Origin of the sequence: Streptomyces sp. SDr-06 (assembly GCF_003324565.1) — a bacterium.
Classification (GTDB): domain Bacteria; phylum Actinomycetota; class Actinomycetes; order Streptomycetales; family Streptomycetaceae; genus Streptomyces.
In genome coordinates this window covers 18510-39670 of record NZ_QOLA01000010.1, presented here as the reverse complement: position 1 = coordinate 39670, position 21161 = coordinate 18510, and the positions used below count along the sequence as shown (strand labels likewise).

Here is a 21161-nt window from a genome sequence, read left to right as displayed (position 1 = left end):
CGGAGGGGGGCAACCGTCCCCGCCCCCTCCGCTCCCATCCCTCAGGAGAGCCAGATGTCCACCGTCACCGCACTCACCCAGCAGGTTCGTGTCCTCGCCGCTCCCGGCCGCCGGCACGACGAGGTCCTCACCCCAGCCGCATTGGACTTCGTCGGCCGACTGGCCGAGGCATTCGAGCCACGTCGGCGGGACCTGATGAAGGAACGCCGCAGGCAGGCCCTACGGCTGGCCTCGGGCTCTCCGCTCGACTTCCCCTTGGTCACCACGGCCGTCCGCAAGGACCCCACATGGCGGGTGGCACCGCCCGCGCCCGGGCTGACCGACCGCCGCGTGGAGATCACCGGCCCGCCGGACCGCCGGATGGCGATCAACGCGCTCAACTCCGGTGCGCAGGTGTGGATGGCGGACTTCGAGGACGCCACCGCACCGTTGTGGACCAACGTGATCGACGGGCAGCTCACCCTTCTCGACGCCGTCGAGGGACGTCTCGACTTCACCACGGCGCAGGGCAAGGAATACCGGCTCGGCGAGCAGGTCGCCACCATCATGGTCCGGCCCCGAGGCTGGCACCTGGACGAGGAGCACCTGGAGCTCGACGGCCGCCCGGTGTCCGCCGCACTCGTCGACTTCGGGCTCTACCTCTTCCACTGCGCCAGGCGGCAGATCGACGCCGGATCCGGCCCGTACTTCTACCTCCCCAAGCTGGAGAACCGCTACGAGGCGCGCCTGTGGAACGACATCTTCCTCCTCTCCCAGGAACTGCTCGGCATCCCGCGCGGCACCATCCGCGCCACGGTCCTGATCGAGACGATCACCGCCGCGTTCGAGATGGAGGAGATTCTCTACGAACTGCGCGAGCACAGCGCGGGTTTGAACGCGGGCCGCTGGGACTACCTGTTCAGTCTGGTCAAGACGTTCGGCCACCGCAGCGATTTCCTTCTCCCCGACCGGGCGAAGGTCACGATGACCGCGCCCTTCATGCGGGCGTACACCGAACTCCTCGTCCGTACCTGCCACCGGCGTGGCGCGCATGCCATCGGCGGTATGGCCGCACAGGTGCCCAGCAAGGATCCCGCCACGAACGAGGCGGCGCTGGCCACGGTCCGCCTCGACAAGGAGCGGGAGGCCGAGGACGGCTACGACGGTTCCTGGGTCGCCCACCCCGCGCTCGTCCCCGTCTGTCATGAGGTGTTCGACGGAGTCCTCGGCGACCGGCCCCACCAGCTCGACCGGATCCGCGACGACGTGGAGGTGACCCCGGCCGAACTGCTCTCGGTGCGCCGGATCAGCAGCCCGCCCACGGCGGAGGGGGTGCGCACCAACGTCTGCGTGGCGTTGCGGTACTTTGCCGCCTGGCTGGCTGGGCAGGGCGCGGTCGCCATCAATGGGCTGATGGAGGACGCCGCCACGGCCGAGATCGCCCGCGTGCAGATCTGGCAGTGGCTCCGGCACCGCGTGATCGACCGGGAGACGGTGGGGCAACTGCTCGACGACGAGGTCGCCTCGCTCGGCGCCGCATACCCGAGGGCACTCGTCGAGGGCATCCGCGCTCTCTTCGAACGGACCGCGCTGGCGGGCGAGTTGCCGCTGTTCTTCACGCCGGACGCCTACACCCGTCACCTCGTGCGCCGGCCAAAGGTGCGGGCATGAGCGCGGGCATCGCACGGGTCGGGGTGGTCGGCGGTGGGCAGATGGGCGCCGGCATCGCCGAGGTGTGTGCGCGGGCCGGTCTTGACACCGTGGTCTGCGAGGTGGACGCGATTGCCGCCCGCACGGCACGGGACCGCTTCTCAGCGTCGCTCGACCGGGCGGTGCGTCGCGGCAAGCTGGAGCGGGCGGCGGCACAGGACGTGCTCGCCCGGACGGTGTTCACCGGCAGCCTGGAAGATCTTGCCGACCGGCAGCTCGTGGTCGAGGCCGTCATCGAGAACCCTGACGCCAAGACCGAGGTGTTCGCCGCCCTCGACAAGATCGTGGAAGACCCGGCGGCCGTCCTCGCCACCAACACCTCCTCCCTGCCGATCATGCGGCTCGGCATGGCGACCAGGCACGCGGACCGAGTCGTGGGCCTGCACTTCTTCAATCCCGTACCCGTCCTGCCGCTGGTCGAGGTGGTGACCTCGCTGCACACCTCGGCCGCAACGACCGCTCTGGTCGAGGACTTCGCGACCCGCACGCTCGGCAAGACCGTCATCCGGTCCCGGGACCGCGCAGGCTTCGTCGTCAACGCCCTGCTCATCCCGTACGTGCTGTCCGCCGTCAGGATGGCTGAGTCCGGCTTCGCCACGGCCATCGACATCGACGCGGGCATGGAGTTTGGCTGCGCCCACCCCATGGGGCCGCTGAAGCTCGCGGATCTGATCGGCCTGGACACCGTCGCCTCCATTGCGGAGGCGCTCTACGACGAGTTCCGTGAGCCCCTGTACGCGCCGCCGCCGCTGCTCCAGCGGATGGTGGAAGCACGGCTGCTGGGCCGCAAGACCGGCCGGGGGTTCCACAGGTACGACCAGGACTGAGGACATAATGTGGCGGCGGAACCAACCGCCTTGCGCCGCGAGTGGCCCGGAACTGTTCCGAGCCCCTCGCCGGTGCGTACGGTTCAGCGGTGTTGGATCGGGCCATGCCCTCCTTCTGGTCGGCGCTGGCGAACACCGCGTGGAAGACGCGGCGTTCAGATGAGGACGCCCTCGGTGAGCGTGGTCTCGAAGGCGCGGCCGACCGCTTCCCTCGCCATCATGGCCAGCGGCAGCGACATGCCCGCCACGGTCTCCGCCAGCGCCTTCGCGGCCAGCGCGTCGGCGGGCACAATATCCGTGAGACACGCCTGGCGCCCGGCACGACAGCATGCGCTCCGAGCGCTGTCCCTGTCGGTTTCCGGCTCAGGCGTCCACCGGATCAGCCATGCCAACCCGCCCGGACCCCGGCGACAAGCAGAAGCGCGCCCATCCCCAGACTCGTCACACGGTAGGCAACCAGGACGGCCACGAACTCCCGCAGGGTGGCGCTCGGCCAGTAGTACGCCGCCGTCGGCGAGCCCGCGGCTTCACCCGGCACGCCGGCCCTGCGTGCGAGGACGGCCGCGCGAAACGCGTGGAAGTCATTGGTCACGATGACGCAGCGGTAGCCCGGCCGCAGCCGCTCCATCAGTTCCCGGCTGAACTTCAGGTTCTCCTCGGTGCTCGTCGAGGAGTTCTCCCGTACGACATGCTCGTCCGGGACCCCCCGCTCCGTGAGGTAGTCGGCCATCGCGTCGGCTTCCGGTACCTGTTCGTCGGCGCCCTTGCCGCCGGAGACCAGCAGGATCGGGGAGCGTCCTCGTGCCTTCTGCCGCCGGTACAGGGCCAGTGCCCGCTCCAGCCGCGAGGCCAGCAACGGCGGCACAACGGAGCCGTCCGTCAGCCCGGCGCCGAGGACGACGACGAAGTCCACCGGGCGGCGCCCCGCGACCCGCTGGTACAGGACGGCATAGCCGATGAAGCAGGCGAAGAGGAACGAAAGGTAGCCGGCGAGGAAGAGCGTGGCGGTGGCCGCCGCGCGCAGGAGGCCGTTCTCGAACCGGGCGGCGGCACCCAGAAGGCCGAGTGCCACCAGGACCGCGACGCCCGCCAGTAGCGGGAGAAGGTTGGCCAGGCCGCCGCCTTCCGTACGGATCATCCGGATCCCGTTGGTCACCAGGAACCCGGCGACAACCACCGTACCGACTGTGGCCCCGACGATGAGGCCGGTTGACACCGCCCGGGTAAGTGGTCGGAGGAAGTGATCGAGCCCGATGAACGAGCCGGCCAGCAGGAAGAGTGTGCACAGGCCCAGAAGGACGCCGTTGCCGAAACGGCGCTGGTCATCGCTGAAGCGCCGCAGGAAGACCAGCAGGACCAGAGCGGCCGCCAGGAAATAGGAAAGAAAGGGAAAGGCCATCGCGGGTCCTCGCAAACCGTTACAGGATCGTCGGCGGCCGCCGGCGCTGCGAACGTTCGGTGCAGGCGGCCCACATCACGGGATTCTGCCGCCTACTGGCTGCCCGGCGCGGTCTTCGGTCCGGCCGGAGCCCGGGGGCGGGGCCAAGCTGGCCCAGCCGGCCTCGCGGTTTTCTGGGCCCAGCCGGAGGCTTACCAGCGGGTGGCCTTGCCGAAGGGGAACGGGTAGGGCTGATCCGGCACCACAGCTGCCTGCCCTCCCGGCTTCCAAGCCCCACCTCATTAAGGTCAGTTGGGTGTGGGTCCAGTACGGCGGCATGCCCTGTGATCATGTGGTGGTTCTGCCCTCGCGGCGCTGCGTCCCCAGCTGCGCGTAGTACGTGATGAGGTCGGGGTCGTCCACGGCAGCAGGGCTGACGACCTGCTCGGCCGGGGCACCCTGGAGCAGCCGCTTGACGGGGACCTCCAGCTTCTTGCCGGTGCGGGTGTGCGGGATGCCCGGCACTGCGATGACTTCGTCAGGGACGTGGCGCGGTGAGGCGCCGGTGCGGACGGTGTCACGGACCTTCTCGCGGAGGGTGTCGTCCAGGGTCACGCCGGTCGCCGGGACGACGAACAGTGGCATCCAGTAACCACCGTCCGGCTCCTCCACGCCGATGACCAGGGCCTCGGCGATCTCGGGGAGGCGTTCGACGACGTCGTGGATGTCGGCGCTGCCCAGGCGGACGCCGTTGCGGTTGAGCGTGCTGTCGGAGCGGCCGTGGACGATGACCGAGCCGTGACCCGTGACGGTGATCCAGTCGCCGTGCCGCCAGACGCCGGGGTAGGTGGTGAAGCAGGCGTCGCGGTAGCGGGTGCCGTCGGGATCGTTCCAGAAGTGCAGCGGCATCGACGGCATGGGGCGGGTGACGACCAGCTCGCCGACCTGGTCGGTGACCGGGCGCCCCCGCTGTCGTACGCCGGACAGGGCCACGCCGAGGTGGGGTGCGGACAACTCTCCGGACCAGATGGGTGTGGTGGGCGCGCTGCCCGCGAAGCCGGAGACGACGTCGGTGCCGCCGCTGGTGGACGAGAGCAGCACATGGCCGCCGACGTGGTCGCGGACCCAGGGGTAGGCGGAGGCCGGGAGGGCGGAGCCGGTGCAGCCGAGCGCGCGGACCGCGGACAGGTCGTGCGCGGTGGCGGGCGGCCAGTTCCCAGAGGATGCCGGGTCGGGTGGAGGGTGCCGGGCTGCCGTCGTAGGTGCAGGTGGTGGCGCCGGTCAGCAGGGTGGAGGCGACCAGGTTCCACATCATCCAGTGGGTGGTGGTGTACCACAGCAGGCGGTCGCCCGGGCCGAGGTCCGAGTGCAGGCCGAGGGTCTTGAGGTGCTCCAGGAGGACGCCGCCGTGGCCGTGGACGATGCGCTTGGGCAGGCCGGTGGTGCCGGAGGAGAAGACGACCCACAGGGGATGGTCGAACGGCGCCGGCGTACAGGCGAGTTCTTCGGTACGGGTGGTGGCGTCCTGCCACGCCACCAGCGGCGACGGGTATGCCTGCTCTGATCGTGGCAGGCCCACGTGGTCCACGAGGAGGGTCGCCTTCAACGTCGGCAGGGCGCGGGCCAGTTCGAGGGTGGCGTCGCGCCGGTCGTGGGTGGTGCCGTTGAAGAGGTAGCCGTCGGCTGCGATCAGGACGGTGGGTTCGAGCTGGGCGAACCGGTCGGCGGCGGCCTGAGGCGCGTAATCCTGCCCGCACACCGACCACACGGCGCCCAGGCTCGCGGCGGCCAGGAACGCGACGATCGTGTGCGGGGTGCTGGGCAGGTAGCCGACGACCCGGTCGCCCTTGCCGACGGCCAGGTCGCGCAGGGTGGCGGCCACGGAGGCTACCTGGGTGCGGAGTTGCCCGCCGGTCACCTCGTATGCGGAGTCGGTCTCGTCGAGGGCGAGGATCGCCGCCTCGTCGGTTGCGTTGCGCAGGGCGTGGTGGGCGTAGTTGAGGGTGGCGCCGGGGAACCAGCGGGCGCCGGGCATGATCTCCTCGGCGAGGACCTGCTCGTAGGGGGTGTCCGCGTCGATGTCGAAGTACTCCCACACCGCGCCCCAGAAGCCCTCCAGGTCGGTGACCGACCACTGGTGCAGGGCGGTGTAGTCGTCCGGGGCGATGCCCTGACGCCGGGCGAACTCCGCGATGCGACTGGCGGCCGCCGTCTCCGGATCAGGTGTGTAGAAGGGCGTGCTCATCGCGTCGTACTCCTCAACAGGCTGTTCGGGACCGGTTGTTCGGAAGGTCCAGGGCGTCGTGTGGTGTGCAGCAGTGCTGCCCAGGCGGCGGTTCCGGTGAAGTCGTGTGCGCCGGCCGGGACGACGTCGAGGACGATCCGGTCGGGGCGCAGCAGGACCGCGGCCGCGTGTCCGGCGTGCAGCCAGGCGGCGAGCGTGCCGTCGTCACCGAGGCCGGCGACCGGGACCGTGGGTACGCCGAGACCGTGGGCGAGCGCGGTCAGCCAGGGGGTGGGTTCGGTGGCGGTCAGCACGGCGAAGGAGTCGCCGAGCGCTTCGTCGAGGCGGGTCCGCCGTGCGTCGACGCTCACCCAGGGTTGTGGGCAGTGCGTGCCGACCAGGCCCCGGCGGGTGGTGCGCCGCACGAGCGGTCCGGCGGTCAGGGGCGGGGCGATGTCGCGGCCGGCCAACCGGGTCAGGCCGGGTATGCGGCAGGCGGCGGCCAGGAGCCTGCGGCGAAGGGTGGCGGCGTTGTCCTGGCCGCCCGTCATGGCCCAGCCCATGCCGACCGCGAGCCGGATCACATGGCGTGCGTGGGGTTTGCGTTCCCTCTCGTACGTATCCAACAACTTGTCCGGAGAGCCGTGTTGGAGGACGCGGGCGAGCTTCCAGGTGAGGTTGTAGGCGTCGCGCAGGCCCGCGCACAGGCCCTGGCCGATGAACGGCGGGGTGAGGTGGGCGGCGTCGCCGAGCAGGAAGACCCGGCCGCTGCGCCAGCGGTCGGCGACGCGGGCGCGGAAGGTGTACTGCGTCTCGCGGACGATCTCGAAATCTCCCGCGTACGAGGGCGGCAGCCACGGGGCGATCAGGTCGCGCACCGGTTGCTCTGCCCCCTCGCGCTGCCGGAACTCCCAGCGGTAGCGGTCCTCGCCCACCCGCATGAAGGTCGCCGGCCGGTCCGGGTCGCAGACCTGGTCGACGCCATCCCAGCAGCGGACGGCGGCTGTGGTCCGGACGTCGATGACGGTCCAGTCCTCCTCGAAGCGCAGGTCCTCCCAGACGGCGCCGACGGCTTGGCGGGTGAGGCTGTTCGCGCCGTCGCAGCCCAGCACCGCGTCGGCCCACAGCTCGTGCTCGCCACCGTCGTCGCGGTAGGTGACCCGTACGGGCCCGGTGGTGTCCGGGCCGATGCCGGTCACCTCCGCGCCACCTCTGAGCTCGCACTCCGGGTGCCGGGCGAGGGCGTCGCGCAGTACGCGTTCCAGTTCGGGCTGGTCGAACATGCTGGTCTGCGGGTAGCCGTGCAGGCCGTGCGCGGAGCGGCGGAACTCTGCCATCACCCGGTGCCGGGCATCGAGCAGCCGCAGCCCGTTCGCCGGGCGGGCGATCGCGGCGAACTCCTCACCGGCGCCCGCGGCCTGGAGGATCCGGCGCACCTCGTCGTCGGTGGCGACGGCGCGTGGGAGCGGGTAGACGTCCCGGTGGCGCTCCAGGACGACGCTGCGGATTCCGCGCCGGGCCAGAAGCAGGGCGGCGGTCACACCCACCGGCCCGGCGCCGACGATCACGACGGGCACACGTGCGGCTTCCGCGCCGGGCGGACGTGCGGCTTCATCGACGGTCATGTGCGGCTCACCTCGGGTGCCTGTTCGGGTGTCAGTTCGTGTCCGCGACGGGCGTGCGCTGCTCGCCGAGGTCGATCCGTCCGTCCGGGGTCGCGATCGACGCCGTGATCACGTCACCCGCGCTCAAGTAGTGCGGGTTCTTCGCCTGGCTCTTGAAGAACGCCTTCCACTTCACGGCGGGCGGCAGCAGCGCGCCGATCTTCTCGACTGCCTTCGGTGGTGCCTTCAGGGCGGTGCCGCCGGGGGTGCCGGTGAGCAGCAGGTCGCCGGCGTCCAAGGTCTGGAAGCGGGCCAGCAGCGTCAGCGCCTGCGCCGGACGGACGATCATGTCGGCGAGGGTGCGGTCCTGCCGCAGCTCCCCGTTGACGCTCAGCCTCAGCCGCAGGTTGAGGAGATGGGCGAAGTCCTCCGGCTCAAGGAGGGCCAGGTACGGCCCGGTCGGGGTGAAGGTGGGGTACGACTTGCTCTCGTAGAACTGTGTCTTGGTCAGCTGGACGTCACGGGCGCTGATGTCGTTGGTGACGACGAGCCCGGCGACGTACGACGGCAGGTCCCGCTCCTCGACGACCGTGCCAACGGGTAGCGGCGCGCCCATGACGAGGCCGAGCTCGATCTCGTAGTCGAGGAATTTCACGTGCGCCGGGCGGACGACGGCATCCCCGGGCCCGTTGACCGAACCGGACGCCTTGCGGAAGAACGCGGGCGGGATGTCGCCGGTGAAACCCGAATCGCGTGCGTGGCTGCGGTAGTTGACCATCTGGGCGACGACCCGGCAGGGCGTGGTGACCGGCGAGAGGACCACCAGGTCGGCGAGGGGTGTGCCCTCCTCGCCGGAGGCGGCGGCCTCACGGACGGCGGCGCGGTCGGCCAGCAGCTCAGCGGTAGTGGCGGCCTTGGTCTCGACGGGGACGGCGCGGTCGCCTCGGACGACCCACCAGCCGTCGGCGGTGCGCAGGACATTGGTGCTCATGTCAGTGCCTTTGTCAGGGGATTGGCGTGTGAGGGTTGAGGTGGTTCAGGAGTTGGCGGCTTTGAGCAGGCCGAGCAGGCGCGCCCGGTCCAGCTCGTTGTCACCGCGTAGCGCCTCGATGACGTCGCGGACCCGCTGCGGGGAGGGGTTGGAACCGAGGAAGTCACGCGTGGCGGGCGGGCCCCACTGGGCCAGACCGCTGCTCGACATCGGCGCCCAGCCGGGCTCCACATCGCAGGAGAACAGGTCGCCGTCGGCGAAGTGCTCCAGCATGAAGCGGTCGGGATCGCGCCAGTAGTCGAAGAGCTGGCTGCCCTGGACATGCCGACCGATGCCCCAACTGCGCTGGTAGCCACGCTCCTTGAGGTACTCGCCGCCGGCGGCGATGGAGTCCAGGTCGGTGACCTGGTACGCGGAGTGGACATACCCCGTGCCCGGCCCCAGATGCATGGCCAGCGTGTGGTGATCGGCCGGTACGCCACCCAGATCGCAGCGGATGAACGCCATCGTCGGACCGCGGTCGCGCTGGCCGTCCAGGAACAGGAAATCGGAGACGATCATCCCGAGGGTGTCCAAGTACCAGTCCAGGGCCCGGCCGAACACCCGCGTCTCCAGCACCACATGCCCCAGACGCTGAATGCGCGACGGTTCGCGCGGCGGGCGCTGGGCGGAGTTGGTACGGCGGTGATCCGTACCGAAGTTGAGGAGCAGCGGCCGCTGTTCCGGCAGCGCCGGGAGCTGCTGACCGCAGTGCACGACCCGCACGGGGAAGCCCGACGGATCGAGCAGATCGACCACCTTTCCTCCGCCACCGGGCACGTCGGAATCCCGTACCGATGCCCCGGTGGCTCGGGCCAGCCGCTCCAGATCACCGCGCTCGGCCGCCCGGAACGCCGGGCCGAGGAAACGGGAGGTGCGCCCCTTGCGGATCACCATGCACGGCGGACCCGCGAAGGTGCCGCGCAGCCACAGCTCACGCTCGGTGCGCGCGGCGATGCCGAACCCGAAGTCCCGGGCGAAGACCTCGGCGCGCTCCAGGTCCGGCTTCTCGAACTCCAGCCAGCCCAGGTCGGCCACCTTGATCACGGGATTGCGGGAGCGGCCGGGATGTTCGCCGCGCAGGGCGCCCTGCGCGCTGTGGAGGTCCTGGTGGGCCGTAATGACGTCGGCCCCGTTGACGCGGGTTTCAGACATGGTGCCCTCCGAGCGACATTGCCGTAGTGATGAAATCATCAGCTTTGACAGATGCGTCGTCAAGGTGTTCGCGGAGAGGAATGATGAAAACATCAGGACTGTGGCCGCCATCGCCCCGGCGGCTAGACTCTGCACATGCCCACGCAAGCCCCACCCAGCAACCGGTTCGAGCGGCGTCGCGCGGAGACCCGCAGGGCTCTCGTGCGAGCGGCCCGCCAGATACTTGCCGACAACGGCGACACCAGCTCGAGCATCCAGGCCATCGCCGAGCGCGCCGACGTGGGCTTCGGCTCCTTCTACAACCACTTCGACTCCAAGGCCGAGCTGTTTGAGACGGCGGTCGTGGACGCCCTGGAGGAGTTCGGCCAGAACTTCGACGAGCACCTCGCCGGGATCGACGACCCGGCGGAACTCCTCGCGGCCGGCTTCCGGCTCAGCGCCCGCATGGCCGACTCGCACCCGGAGCTGATGCAGGTCCTGCGCCGCCGCGGTCTCGGGCACGTCCACTCGGACAACGGACTGGCCCGCCGCGCCCTGCGCGATCTCCAGGCCGGCATCGCCTCCGGCCGCTTCACCGACCTCGACCCGACCGTCGCCCTGTCCGCACTGGGCGGAACCCTGCTGTCCCTGGTGGAACTGCGTTTCGCCCGCCCAGAGGTGGACGGCGACGAGGCCGCCGTGAACCTCGCCGAGATGGTCCTGCGCATGCTCGGCCTGTCGGCCGACGACGCCCAGGAGGTCGCCCGGCGCCCCCTTCCCGAACTCGACTGATCCCGGTCATCCCCGACCCGCCCCAGCGACGTCGGTCACCTCGCGTCCCGGCGCACGTGCAGACGCGCATCACCACTCCCTCTGACCTTCACTGCACCGGTCACAGCGGGTGCCGTGCGCGAGTGGGCCCCGTCGCTCCTCGGGGCCTGGTCCGCACACATCCCGCGAACGGGCGGGACCTGATCCTGGGCGGGGACGCCGGGGAACCGGCGCGGGGCGTAGGGGAGGTCGGTCGGAACCTGGTTCCTCGGAGTGCGATCCACCGCCCCGAGGCATCCGATTACACGGGTGCCGCGTTTGCGTACAGAGAGTGCCATACACATCACTACATGCGCGCGTAGGGGTGTTCTGGGAACTGGAGATGCATGCTGGCCCAGCAAGATCTCAACGCGAAGCTCGCGCAGTTCCCGCCGGAGATCCGGGACAAGGTGCAGACCGCGTTGACGGACGCGTCCGTCGCGTTCAAGATCCGCGTCGGCAACATGCTGGCCGACAAGGAGGAGCTCGAGGAGCACGCGGTGACGACTGCGGGCCGGGTGGGCGCGAAGAGCGGTGAGGTGTCGGAGCTGACGACCATCCTGCCGCTCAAGCCGGGCGGCGCCGATCGGCTCCACAAGTTCTTCCAGCTGATCGACGGAACCTGGTGGGCGCCGGGCAGGCCGGCACGCTGCACAACACGCGGTTCGTGTTCCTGGACAACGACACCAAGCTGCTGTTAGCCACCGCCTTCGACGGCGAGTGGGCCCCCTACAGCGACGACTCCGCCACCAAGATCCCCGACATGATGGACTACGTGTTCAGCAACGTCGAGGCTGGCCGGGCATCGCCTCGCCCGACGTCAAGGACTTCATCGTCCAGTACCAGATCCCGGTGGAGGCGTGGTTCGTGGCGCACCCCACCCTCACCGTCGCCCAGGCCAAGCGGCTCAAGCGGCAGGACGCGGCCGTGCAGAAGTTCGTCACCGAACTCAACTGAGGCACCGCACCATGCCCAATCCACTGTTCAGGCGGCTGAAGCGGCCACCGGCGCTGGACCTCGACGACATCCCGGCGACGCTGCTGCGGACGCGGCCCGAGCCCTACTTCGGCACGCACGCGATCCTGGAGATCGCCGAGCCGGGCGCGGGCCGGGAACTGCTGCGCAGGCTGGCTCTGCGGGTGACGCCCGCGGCCCGCTGGGACGAATCGCGGCCGTCCTGGCTGGCCCTCGCCCTCAGCTACCAGGGGCTGGTGGCGCTGGGCGTGCCGGAGGCATCACTCAGTTCCTTTCCCGCCAACTTCCGTGCCGGCATGGCCGCCCGCGCCGGGCGGCTGCGCGACACCGGCGTGAACGCGCCCGAGAACTGGGAGTTCCCCTTCGGTACGCCGCAGGTGCACGTCGCTGTCACGGTGTACGCAGCGAGCGAGGACGCCTGGCGTTCTGAAGTCGCGGCCTACGAGAAGGAGTTGGCCGAGGCTCCCGGTGTGCGGCTGCTGTCCCACCAGGACTTCGCGGCCGACGGGTTCAACGTCTTCGGCTACCGGGACGGCTTCAGCCAGCCGGTGGTCGAGGGCAGCGGCGCCGAACCACTTCCCGGCGACGGGCGCCCGATCAAGGCGGGCGAGTTCGTGCTCGGGTACCCGAGCGAGACGGGCGCCCCGCTGCCCATGCCGGCCCCCGACGTCCTCGGCCGCAACGGTACCTACGTGGTCTTTCGCAAGTACCACTCCCACGTCGGCGCCTTCAACCAGTGGCTGCACGACAACGCCCGTACGGAAGCCGAACGCGAACTCCTTGCCGCCAAGCTCGTCGGCCGCTGGCGCAGCGGCGCACCATTGGCCCTGGCGCCAAAGCGCGACGATCCCTCGATCGGCGAGGACCCGAACCGGATCAACGACTTCGACTACTCCGCCGACCCACGCGGACTGCGCACCCCGCTGGGCTGCCACATCCGCCGGATGAACCCACGCGACACCCAGCTGACGGTCCTCACCGACGTCAACATCCGCCGGATCCTCCGCCGCGGCACCTCCTACGGCACCCCGCTGCCCCCGGACCGGCTCAAGGACGACGGCCGGCCGCGCGGCCTGGACTTCATCGCCCTGGGCGCACGCGCGATCGACAACGTCGAGTTCCTGCAGAGCGAATGGGTCGGCTCCGGCAACTTCATGGGCCTGGGCAAGGAGAAGGACCCGATGATCTCCCTTCAGGACAAGGGCGCCTACTTCACCGTGCCCGGCACGCCGCCCTGCCGCGTGCAGAACATCCAGTCCTTCAACACCCTGCTCGGCGGCGAGTACTTCTTCATGCCCAGCCTGTCCGCCATCCGCTGGCTGGCCGGCATCTGACCCCCCACTTTCGTGCAGAGGCCACCCGTGACCACACCCCGCTCGTACGTTGCATACCGCCCCGACCTCGAACAGCCCTTCCCTGACGAGGAGGAACTGATCCGCCAAGTCATCGCGGCCATGGGCAAGGCCAACCAGCAAGTTGCCGACAAACACCGGCACGGCCTCCGCGACGCACACGCAAAGAGCCACGGCGTCCTCGCCGGCGAACTGCGGATCGAGTCCAGCCTCCCCGCCCACCTCGCCCAAGGCCTCTTCGCCGAACCGGCCACCTACCCGGTGATCGTCCGCTTCTCCTCCGCCCCCGGCGACCTGCCCTCCGACCAGGTACCGTTCCAGCGCGGCCTCGCGATCAAGGTGATCGGCGCCCCCGGACCGCGGGCGCTGGACGACGGTTTCACCACCCAGGACTTCCTCCTGGTCAACCACCCCACACTTCCCTTCGGCAACATCGCCGAGTACGCCAAACTCCAGGACCTCCTGGAAAAGCAGCCCCGCCAGAGCGACCAGCAGCTCCAACTCAGCGGAGCGGCCGCCCGCGTGGCCGCCGCAGCACTCACCCGCGTCGGGCGCCCGCTTCCACCTGCTGTTGAGCCCCTGGCCGCCGCCAACGACCACATCCTCGGGGAGACCTTCCACTCCATGGCCGCGTTGCGCTACGGCGACCACGTCGCGAAGATCTCCGCCGCGCCGCGTTCGGCGAACGTGAAAGCCCTGACCGGCCGCCACGTCGCCAAGAAGGACGGAGAGTCGGCGCTGGGCGACCTGTGGTCGACTTCTTCGCACACGAAAGCGCCGAGTACGACATCCGTGCCCAACTGTGCACGGACATCGTCCGCATGCCCATCGAGGACGCCCCGGTCCTGTGGCCCGAGGAACTGTCCGCCCACGAGCTCGTCGCGGTCCTGTACCTGCCCGCGCAGGACGCCTACAGCGACGCCCGCCGCCGCTACGCCGACGATGTCCTCTCCTTCAGCCCCTGGCACGCCCTGGAAGCCCACCGGCCGCTCGGCTCCATCATGCGCTCGTGCCGCGCCGCCTATCCCGCCTCCAGCGACTTCCGCCACCGCGACAACGGCGTCGCACCGCAGGAGCCGACCGACATCAAGGAGCTACCCGCCTGAGCTGCAGTCTGCTCACGCGGCGCCTCAGTTGGGGCGCCGCCCCTCGCTCGTAGAGGAATACACCGCATCGTTGTCCACCGAGTCATCACCCTCGCCTTCGACGACCCACAGCGATGCCGTTCTGCGTATGGGGAATCCGTCGATCTGCCGGGTCTGCGCCAGGCTGCGGTCTTGTAGCGCACCGAGGACGGGACCCTGGGACCTTCCGCGGAGTCATCTGGCCGATGGCGGGGTGACAACCGTTGGGACATGAGCGGCAGGCGGTCTGGTCGGGTTGTTGGGCGGCCCGGTGGGTGCGCTCCTCGGTGCCGCTTCAGGGGCCCTGCTCGGCAGCGCCGTTACGGTTGAGCAGCGGGCGGTCGCCCCGCTGGTGGGACACCTGCACCAGGACCGGCGGACCGGATCGAAGACCGTCTCGGCCAAGGTGCCGGCCGCGCCCGCGTCGTCCGCCCACACCGGGGCCGCCGCTCGCTGTGCGCAGCCCTGGAAACCGGCGCCGGACAGGTCCGGGGCGCACACAGGACAGGCCCGTACGCTGATCCGCCGGTAGCCGGATGAAGTGAGGGAGCGCGGATGAGCGGGCCGAGCCGTCCCGGGGACGTTCTGGTCGTGGACGACGACGATGCGGTGCGCCGCTCGCTTGACCGGGGGCTCAGGCTGAACGGCTTCCGGGTCCGCACCGCCGACGGCGGCCGGTCCGCGCTCGCCGCGATCGGGCAGAGCCCGCCCGATGTGCTGGTGCTCGATGTGTCCATGCCTGGGATGAGCGGCATCGAGGTGTGCCGGACGCTGCGGCAGGACGGGCACGACCTGCCCGTTCTGATGCTGTCGGCGCTGGACGAGACCTCCGACCGGATCGCCGGGCTCCAGGCGGGCGGCGACGACTACCTGGTCAAGCCCTTCGCGCTGCAGGAGCTGGTGCTGCGCCTGCACGCCCTGCTGCGTCGACGCCCGCCCGCACCGCACGACGTGGTCCGCGCCTGCGGCCTCGTCATCGACCCGGCGGCACGCACCGCCGAGCGCGACGGCCGCCCCCTCGACCTCACCCGGCGCGAGTACGAACTCCTCGAAGTCCTGGCCCGCAACGCCGGCCTCGTCCTCAGCCGCGACCAGCTGCTGGAGCGGGTCTGGGGGTACGACTTCGACGTACGTACCGACGCGGTCGACACCTTCGTCAGCTATCTGCGCCGCAAGCTGGAGGCGGGCGGGGCGCCCCGGCTGGTCCACACCGTGCGCGGCGTCGGCTTCGTCCTGCGGGAGCAGCGGTGAAGCTCTCCACCCGGATCGCGCTCGCCGTCGGCGTCACCGTGCCGCTCCTGGTTCTGGCCTGCGGCTGGCTGCTCTTCGCCCTCGTCGCCCGCGATCTGCACCGCGAGGAAGACAGCCACCTGCGGACCCGGGCCACCGCGATCGCGCAGGACGCCCGCACCCTGCTGCGGGCCGCCGCCAACCATCAGCCGACCGCAGAGGAGAACCGCCAGCGCCGCCTGTTCAACGCCGCGCTGGATGTCGGTGTACGGCTCATCGGGCCCGACGGGACGTTCAGCGGCGGCCCCCAGCCCGATGCCTCGGTGCCACTGCCCGCGGTGGCAAGGAATCCGGTGACGCTTCGCGGCTCGGGCCGCAGATGGCGGGCATACGCGATGCCCGTCAACGGGACGCAGGTCTCCGGCACCCTGTGGGTGTTCGCGCCCGACACCGCGAGCCGTGCCCAGCTCGCCCTGGTCCGCAACCGTGTGGTCACCACCGCGCTGCTCGCCGCCCCGCTGTCCGCGCTGCTGGCCTGGGCCATCGCGAGCGGCGCTACCCGCCCGCTGCGCAGGCTGCGCAAGGCGGCGGCCGGGCTCGACCCCCGTGCGACCTCGGTACGTCTGGAGCACCGGCCGACCCGCGTCGCCGAGGTCGACGACCTGGCCGCCACCCTCCAGACGGTCCTCGCCCGCTACGACGAGCAGGCCACCCGCACGGCGCAGGCCCTCGACACGGCGAGGTCCTTCTCCGCGGCCGCCTCGCACGAACTGCGCAACCCGCTGATGAGCATGGGCACCAACCTCGATGTCCTGGCCCACCCCGAACTCCCCGACGCCGACCGCGCCGAGGTGGTCGAGGACCTGCGCCGCGAGCACGCGCGGCTGCTCGGCATGCTGGTGGCGCTGCGCGAGCTCGGACGCGGCGATCTGGTGGAGGCCGACGCGTTCCGGGTGCTCGACGCGGCGGAGGTCGCCGACGCCGCCGTCGCCGAGGCCCGCCGGCGCGCCCCGGACGCGGTGATCACGCTGAGCGCCGGGCCCGCGCCGCTGCACGGCTGGGAGCCCGGCATCCGGATCCTGCTCGACAACCTCGTCGGCAACGCGCTGGCCCACGGAAGGGACGCGCGAGGCCGGGCCGAGGTCGCGGTCGCCGTCGGGGCCGAGGCCGGCCACGTGCTGATCACCGTCGACGACCGGGGTCCGGGCATCGCCCCCGCCGACCGCCAGGAGGTGTTCCGCCGCTTCCACCGGGGGCCCGCAAGCACCGGCTCCGGGCTCGGTCTCACGCTGGTCGCCCAGCAGGCGGCGCTGCACGGCGGCACCGTCGAAATCGGCGAGGGGCCGGGCGGGGCAGGCACCAGGTGCACGGTGCGGCTGCCTGCCCGGGACGCGGCCCAGGAGGGCGAACTCCCCGCCCGCCGAGACTGGTTGACGGTCACCGCCCAGCGATCACAGAGTTCCCACAAAGAGCCTTCCTAGCCTCGGGACCTACCGCAAACCCGTCCATCAGGGAGGCAGCAGCCATGTACAACGCCATCTTCAACCGCCGCCGGGTCGCGGCGGCAGCCCTCGCCGCCACGGCCGTACTGACCGTCACCGCGCCCAGCGCCTTCGCGGACTCGGCGCCCGCCACCGCGAAGGCCCCCACCGGCGACGGAGCCAAGAGCATCTGCAAGCGCGAGCCCAAGAGCGAGAAGCGCATCGAGCGTGCCCTGAACCGGCTCGGCGGGGGAGCGGAGACGCTGGGCTCGGTGGCCCGCATGCAGCAGCGGGTGGACAACGCCAAGAAGGAGGGCCACACCGCGATCGCCACCTACCTGGACCACAAACTCACCTACCGCAAGGGTCTGGTGACGACCCTTGCGGTAGCGCCAGAAGGACCTCAAGGACGTGGCCTCCTGGTGCGCGGCCAACAACAACGGGGCCAAGTGATGCGGGCCCGGGGTGTGTCGCTCGCCGTGGCGGCCGCAGCCCTGACCGCCGCGCTCGCCACGGGCTGCGGCCACACCCACCCCCAGTCCGGGGCGTCCTCGGGCACCGAGCAGCAGATGGAAAAGAAAGTGAGCGACGCGGAGTCGGCCGCCGCGGCGGCGGACGCGGACACGCAGGCGGACCACTAGCCGGCGCCCTGGGCTCCGCCCCGGAGTCCGTATCGTCGGGCTGCTTGTGGGCACAGGAACGTTGCAGCACAGAGAAGTTTCGCCGACGTGCGTGTGGGTGGTGGGTGACTGTCGGACGGTCCGGCCGAAAGGCTGAACCACTGCCGCGAATCAGGCCGCGACGAGCTCCTGCTCACGGTCCGGCGTTTTGACCGTGGGCTTCTTGTTCGGCAGTGAGAGCCGGAAGACTTTGCGCCATGCGGAGAAGACCTGCTGGGGGAGCGGCCCGGTGACGTACTCCAGCTCGTACTTCTCGAACAGCGCGCGCACCTTCACCGCGACCTCGGCGTACCGGTTGCTCGGCAGGTCCGGGAACAGGTGGTGCTCGATCTGGTGCGACAGGTTGCCGGTCATGAAGTGCATGGTCTTGCTGCCGCTGATGTTCGCCGAGCCCATCATCTGGCGCAGGTACCACTGGCCGCGCGTCTCGCCCTTGATGGACCGGCGTTCGAAGACCTGTACGCCCTCGGGGAAGTGCCCGCACATGATCACCGAGTGGGACCAGATGTTGCGGACCAGGTTCGCGGTGAACGTGGCGGCGAGCGTGGTGAGGAACGACGGGCCCGACAGCAGCGGGTGGATCACGTAGTCCTTGAGCACCTGCTTGCGGATCTTGCGGCCCACGGCCTTGGCCCGCTCGCGGAACTCCGGGTTCTTGCGGCGGCGCTTGTGCAGGTTCTTGCCGAGCTCCAGGTCGTAGGCTGCGATGCCGTACTCGAAGAAGCAGGCGTTGAGGAAGTTCCACAGCGGCTGGCCCAGGTGGAACGGGTGCCACTTCTGGTCCTCGTCGACGCGCATGATGCCGTAGCCGAGGTCGTTGTCCTTGCCGATCACGTTGGTGTACGTGTGGTGCAGCTCGTTGTGGGAGTGCTTCCACTGGTCGGCCGGGGAGACGTGGTCCCACTCCCAGGTGGTGGAGTGGATCTTGGGGTCGCGCATCCAGTCCCACTGGCCGTGCAGGATGTTGTGGCCGATCTCCATGTTGTCCATGATCTTCGCCACGGACAGGCCGGCGGTGCCGACCAGCCACGCGGGCGGGAAGATCGAGAACAGCAGCACACCCCTGCTGACCAGCTCGAGCTTGCGCTGCGCCGAGATGACCTTACGGATGTAGGCGGCGTCCTCCGCGCCGCGGGCGGCGATCACCTCGTCGCGGATCGCGTCCAGCTCGCGGCCAAGCTCCTCGATCTGCTCCGCGGTCAGATGGGCGGTGGGGTCGATGGCGGTCACGGTGCTCCTACCGTTCGATGGCGCAGGGGCCCGCCGCAGCGGACACGCAGGTCTGGATGAGGACGCCCGGCTCGGCCTCGGTGATCTCGCCGGTGCGCAGATCGCGTACGGCGCCCGCCGTGAGCGGGGTGACGCAGCCGAAGCAGATGCCCATGCGGCATCCGGAGGGCATGAGCACGCCGGCCTCCTCACCGATGTCCAGCAACGGCGTGGCGCCGTCCGCGTCGACGGTCTTTCCGGTGGCGCCGAACGTGACCTCGCCGCCGTCGCCGACGACGAAGATGCGGGGGCGGAAGCGTTCGGTGTGCAGGCGCTCCTGTACTCCGTGCTCGGTCCAGTGTTCTTCGGCGGCGTCCAGCAGGCCCGCGGGCCCGCAAGCCCACGTCTCGCGCTCGGCCCAGTCCGGCACGAGTTCGTCGAGACGGGCGATGTCGAGCATGCCGTCCGACTCGGTGTGCACCTCGGTGAGCCGCAGCTTCTTGTCCGCGACCAGGTCGTGCAGTTCGTTGCGGAAGATCATGTCTTGCGGCTTTGGCGCGCAGTGGACCATGACGACATCGTCGAACTCGGTGTCGCGCAGCATGCCCATCACGGGCGTGATGCCGCTGCCGGCCGTCAGGTAGAGCACCTTGGCGGGCTTGGCCTGCGGCAGCACGAAGTCACCGGTCGGCTGGTCGAGCTGGACCAGCGTGCCTGGTTTCGCCCTGCGGACCAGGTGGTTGCTGACCTTGCCGTCCGGGATCGCCTTCACGGTGATCGTGAGGCGGCCGTCCTGGCGGTTCGTCGGCGAGGTGATGGAGTAGGCACGCCACAGGCGCACCCCGTCGACATCGACGCCGATCCGCACGTACTGCCCGGCTGTGTGGCCGCGCCAGCCCCGTCCTGGCCTGATCACGACGGTCGCGGCGTCAGCCGTCTCGGGGTGCACGGCTTCGATGCGCCCACGCAGGTCAGCACCCCCACGCAGCGGGCTGACCAGGTCGAGGTAGTCCGACGGCAGGAGCGGTGTCGTGACCATCTCCAGCATTTTCCACGCCCTGCTGCGGAGGGCTGTACGCGTCATGACTCCAGCTTGCTGCGCCTCAAGGCGTAAAGTCCTGACCGCAGGACGTAAATCTGACCGGCTGAATTGTTCGCAGGGAACAAAACCGTGAGTCATGCAATCCGGAGGGCCAGCGAACTGGCCCTGGATGAGACGACGATCACCGCACTTCGGGCCGTGCTGAAGTCCACCGCCGACGAGGTCGTCCAGGCGATCATCGACGAGGTCCCTCCCTACGCCAACGCCCTTTCGGGCCGCATGGGCGCCACCATCCGCCGAGCCGTCCGTACCGCCCTGGGGCACTACCTGGACCTCGCGAGCGGGAACGCCACAGGCGGCGACGCCGGTGACGCAGCCTACGAGCTGGGCCGCGGCGAGGTGCGCGACGGCCGTTCGATGGACGCTCTGCTCAGCGCCTACCGCGTCGGCGCCCGCGTGGCCTGGCGATGCCTGGCAGCCGGTGCCGTACCCGTAGGTCTGCCCGCCGCCGAGGTCGCCAAGTTCGCCGAGCTGACCTTCGCCTACATCGACGAGCTCTCTGCCGCGAGCGCCGCGGGCCACGCCGACGAACTGGCCGCCCGGGGCAGGGCCCACGAGCGCCATCTGGAACACCTGGCCCGCGACCTCCTCGGCGGCGCGAGCCCGGAGGTGCTGCTGGCCTCTGTTCAACGGGCCGGGTGGCAGCCTCCGGTTTCACTGACCGCGGTCCTTCTACCTGCCGCCCAGGCCCGCCCTGCCTACCGCGCGCTCGACCCGAGCACCCTCGTCCTGGACGACCTGCCGGACGCCACCGGTGTGCTGCTTGTCCCCGATGCCGACCGATCACGTCTCTTGCGGCAGCTGACCGATCGCACCGCCGTGGTCGGCCCCGCCCGGCCATGGACTCGTGCGTCCGCCTCGTACGAGCGCGCCCTACGCGCGCGCTCCCTCTCCTCCGATATTCGCGACACCGAGGATCACCTGCCGGAACTGGTGCTGAACGCCGACGTGGACGCGTTCGCAGACCTGCGTGCCCGAGCTCTCGCACCGTTGCGGACCCTGCCCGTCGCGACGGCGCGGCGGCTGGAGGAGACGTTGCGGGCGTGGCTGCTGCATCAGGGCAGGCGGGACGAGGTGGCGGCGGCGTTGTTCGTCCATCCTCAGACGGTCCGGTACCGGATGTCGCAGCTGCGGGAGCTGTTTCCGGATCTCGCATCGCCACACCAGGTCCTTGAACTGACGCTGGCGGTCGGTCTCCGGACCAACTGACACCCCCAGGGAGCACAGAGGGAGCCTCTGCGGAGGCCGCTCAGAAGGAGCTGAGCGGTGCGTCTGGCGCAGCTCGGTACGGGCCGTGCCGGATCGACCGGGG

At 70.3% G+C, this 21161-nt stretch carries 16 protein-coding genes and 2 pseudogenes; 10 read left to right on the top strand and 8 right to left on the bottom strand.

Annotated elements, in window-relative coordinates; genetic code table 11:
* Positions 1–54 precede the first annotated feature (54 nt).
* The gene (gene aceB, locus DT019_RS20915) at positions 55–1650 is read left to right on the top strand and encodes a malate synthase A (protein ID WP_114038404.1); all 1596 of its coding nucleotides are present in this window, start codon (positions 55–57) and stop codon (positions 1648–1650) included.
* Positions 1647–2516 (top strand): 3-hydroxybutyryl-CoA dehydrogenase, encoded by an 870-nt coding sequence (locus DT019_RS20910; RefSeq protein ID WP_114038403.1) that lies wholly within the window; start codon positions 1647–1649, stop codon positions 2514–2516. The genes aceB and DT019_RS20910 overlap by 4 nt, the downstream gene beginning before the upstream one ends.
* Positions 2517–2616: 100 nt before the next feature.
* On the opposite strand, the pseudogene DT019_RS20905 reads toward DT019_RS20910, so the two are convergent.
* The 6 genes and pseudogenes from DT019_RS20905 to DT019_RS20880 all read right to left on the bottom strand — a co-directional run.
* A pseudogene (locus DT019_RS20905) lies at positions 2617–2809 on the bottom strand (enoyl-CoA hydratase); the annotation flags it as partial.
* Between the two features lie 86 nt (positions 2810–2895).
* A complete protein-coding gene (locus tag DT019_RS20900) occupies positions 2896–3915 on the bottom strand; it encodes a YdcF family protein (RefSeq protein ID WP_114038402.1) in 1020 nt (339 codons plus the stop codon).
* A gap of 327 nt (positions 3916–4242) precedes the next feature.
* Positions 4243–6139, bottom strand: a pseudogene (locus DT019_RS20895) (acetoacetate--CoA ligase).
* On the bottom strand, positions 6136–7743 hold the full coding sequence (locus DT019_RS20890) for a bifunctional 3-(3-hydroxy-phenyl)propionate/3-hydroxycinnamic acid hydroxylase (RefSeq protein WP_114038401.1): 1608 nt from the start codon (positions 7741–7743) through the stop codon (positions 6136–6138). Before DT019_RS20890 ends, DT019_RS20895 begins: the two are co-directional and overlap by 4 nt.
* A gap of 31 nt (positions 7744–7774) precedes the next feature.
* The gene (locus tag DT019_RS20885) at positions 7775–8713 is read right to left on the bottom strand and encodes a fumarylacetoacetate hydrolase family protein (protein WP_114038400.1); all 939 of its coding nucleotides are present in this window, start codon (positions 8711–8713) and stop codon (positions 7775–7777) included.
* Between the two features lie 45 nt (positions 8714–8758).
* Positions 8759–9907 carry a VOC family protein gene (locus DT019_RS20880; RefSeq protein WP_114038399.1) on the bottom strand — a complete coding sequence of 383 codons (1149 nt, stop codon included), beginning with the start codon at positions 9905–9907 and terminating at the stop codon, positions 8759–8761.
* 135 nt (positions 9908–10042) lie between these two features.
* Here DT019_RS20880 and DT019_RS20875 point away from each other — a divergent pair, with 135 nt between their 5' ends.
* The 7 genes from DT019_RS20875 (at position 10043) to DT019_RS20845 (ending at position 17499) form a co-directional block, all read left to right on the top strand.
* Positions 10043–10678, top strand: a complete 636-nt coding sequence (locus tag DT019_RS20875) for a TetR/AcrR family transcriptional regulator (protein ID WP_189389777.1) — start codon at positions 10043–10045, stop codon at positions 10676–10678.
* Between the two features lie 365 nt (positions 10679–11043).
* Positions 11044–11397 (top strand): hypothetical protein, encoded by a 354-nt coding sequence (locus tag DT019_RS40305; protein ID WP_223279679.1) that lies wholly within the window; start codon positions 11044–11046, stop codon positions 11395–11397.
* 267 nt (positions 11398–11664) lie between these two features.
* Positions 11665–13005, top strand: coding sequence for a Dyp-type peroxidase (locus DT019_RS20865; RefSeq protein WP_114038397.1), 1341 nt, complete (start codon positions 11665–11667; stop codon positions 13003–13005).
* 767 nt (positions 13006–13772) lie between these two features.
* Entirely contained in the window at positions 13773–14129 is a 357-nt protein-coding gene (locus DT019_RS40300; protein ID WP_223279678.1) for a hypothetical protein, read from the top strand.
* 573 nt (positions 14130–14702) lie between these two features.
* A complete protein-coding gene (locus DT019_RS20855) occupies positions 14703–15398 on the top strand; it encodes a response regulator transcription factor (protein WP_114038396.1) in 696 nt (231 codons plus the stop codon).
* On the top strand, positions 15395–16858 hold the full coding sequence (locus tag DT019_RS20850) for a sensor histidine kinase (RefSeq protein WP_114038395.1): 1464 nt from the start codon (positions 15395–15397) through the stop codon (positions 16856–16858). The genes DT019_RS20855 and DT019_RS20850 overlap by 4 nt, the downstream gene beginning before the upstream one ends.
* Before the next feature lie 44 nt (positions 16859–16902).
* The gene (locus DT019_RS20845; protein ID WP_223279677.1) at positions 16903–17499 is read left to right on the top strand and encodes a hypothetical protein; all 597 of its coding nucleotides are present in this window, start codon (positions 16903–16905) and stop codon (positions 17497–17499) included.
* A gap of 150 nt (positions 17500–17649) precedes the next feature.
* On the opposite strand, the gene DT019_RS20840 is transcribed toward DT019_RS20845, so the two are convergent.
* Both DT019_RS20840 and DT019_RS20835 read right to left on the bottom strand, forming a co-directional pair.
* Positions 17650–18768 (bottom strand): fatty acid desaturase family protein, encoded by a 1119-nt coding sequence (locus tag DT019_RS20840; protein WP_114038394.1) that lies wholly within the window; start codon positions 18766–18768, stop codon positions 17650–17652.
* Positions 18769–18775: 7 nt separating this feature from the next.
* Positions 18776–19831, bottom strand: a complete 1056-nt coding sequence (locus DT019_RS20835) for a ferredoxin reductase (protein ID WP_114038393.1) — start codon at positions 19829–19831, stop codon at positions 18776–18778.
* An 87-nt stretch (positions 19832–19918) separates the two neighbouring features.
* Here DT019_RS20835 and DT019_RS20830 point away from each other — a divergent pair, with 87 nt between their 5' ends.
* A complete protein-coding gene (locus tag DT019_RS20830) occupies positions 19919–21058 on the top strand; it encodes a PucR family transcriptional regulator (RefSeq protein WP_114038392.1) in 1140 nt (379 codons plus the stop codon).
* Positions 21059–21161 lie beyond the last annotated feature (103 nt).

Bases quoted from the DNA above. Each gene is read 5' to 3' on its own strand.
- aceB (WP_114038404.1), top strand. From the start codon at position 55: ATGTCCACCGTCACCGCACTCACCCAGCAGGTTCGTGTCCTCGCCGCT.
- DT019_RS20910 (WP_114038403.1), top strand. From the start codon at position 1,647: ATGAGCGCGGGCATCGCACGGGTCGGGGTGGTCGGCGGTGGGCAGATG.
- DT019_RS20900 (WP_114038402.1), bottom strand. From the start codon at position 3,915: ATGGCCTTTCCCTTTCTTTCCTATTTCCTGGCGGCCGCTCTGGTCCTG.
- DT019_RS20890 (WP_114038401.1), bottom strand. From the start codon at position 7,743: ATGACCGTCGATGAAGCCGCACGTCCGCCCGGCGCGGAAGCCGCACGT.
- DT019_RS20885 (WP_114038400.1), bottom strand. From the start codon at position 8,713: ATGAGCACCAATGTCCTGCGCACCGCCGACGGCTGGTGGGTCGTCCGA.
- DT019_RS20880 (WP_114038399.1), bottom strand. From the start codon at position 9,907: ATGTCTGAAACCCGCGTCAACGGGGCCGACGTCATTACGGCCCACCAG.
- DT019_RS20875 (WP_189389777.1), top strand. From the start codon at position 10,043: ATGCCCACGCAAGCCCCACCCAGCAACCGGTTCGAGCGGCGTCGCGCG.
- DT019_RS40305 (WP_223279679.1), top strand. From the start codon at position 11,044: ATGCTGGCCCAGCAAGATCTCAACGCGAAGCTCGCGCAGTTCCCGCCG.
- DT019_RS20865 (WP_114038397.1), top strand. From the start codon at position 11,665: ATGCCCAATCCACTGTTCAGGCGGCTGAAGCGGCCACCGGCGCTGGAC.
- DT019_RS20855 (WP_114038396.1), top strand. From the start codon at position 14,703: ATGAGCGGGCCGAGCCGTCCCGGGGACGTTCTGGTCGTGGACGACGAC.
- DT019_RS20845 (WP_223279677.1), top strand. From the start codon at position 16,903: ATGTACAACGCCATCTTCAACCGCCGCCGGGTCGCGGCGGCAGCCCTC.
- DT019_RS20835 (WP_114038393.1), bottom strand. From the start codon at position 19,831: ATGACGCGTACAGCCCTCCGCAGCAGGGCGTGGAAAATGCTGGAGATG.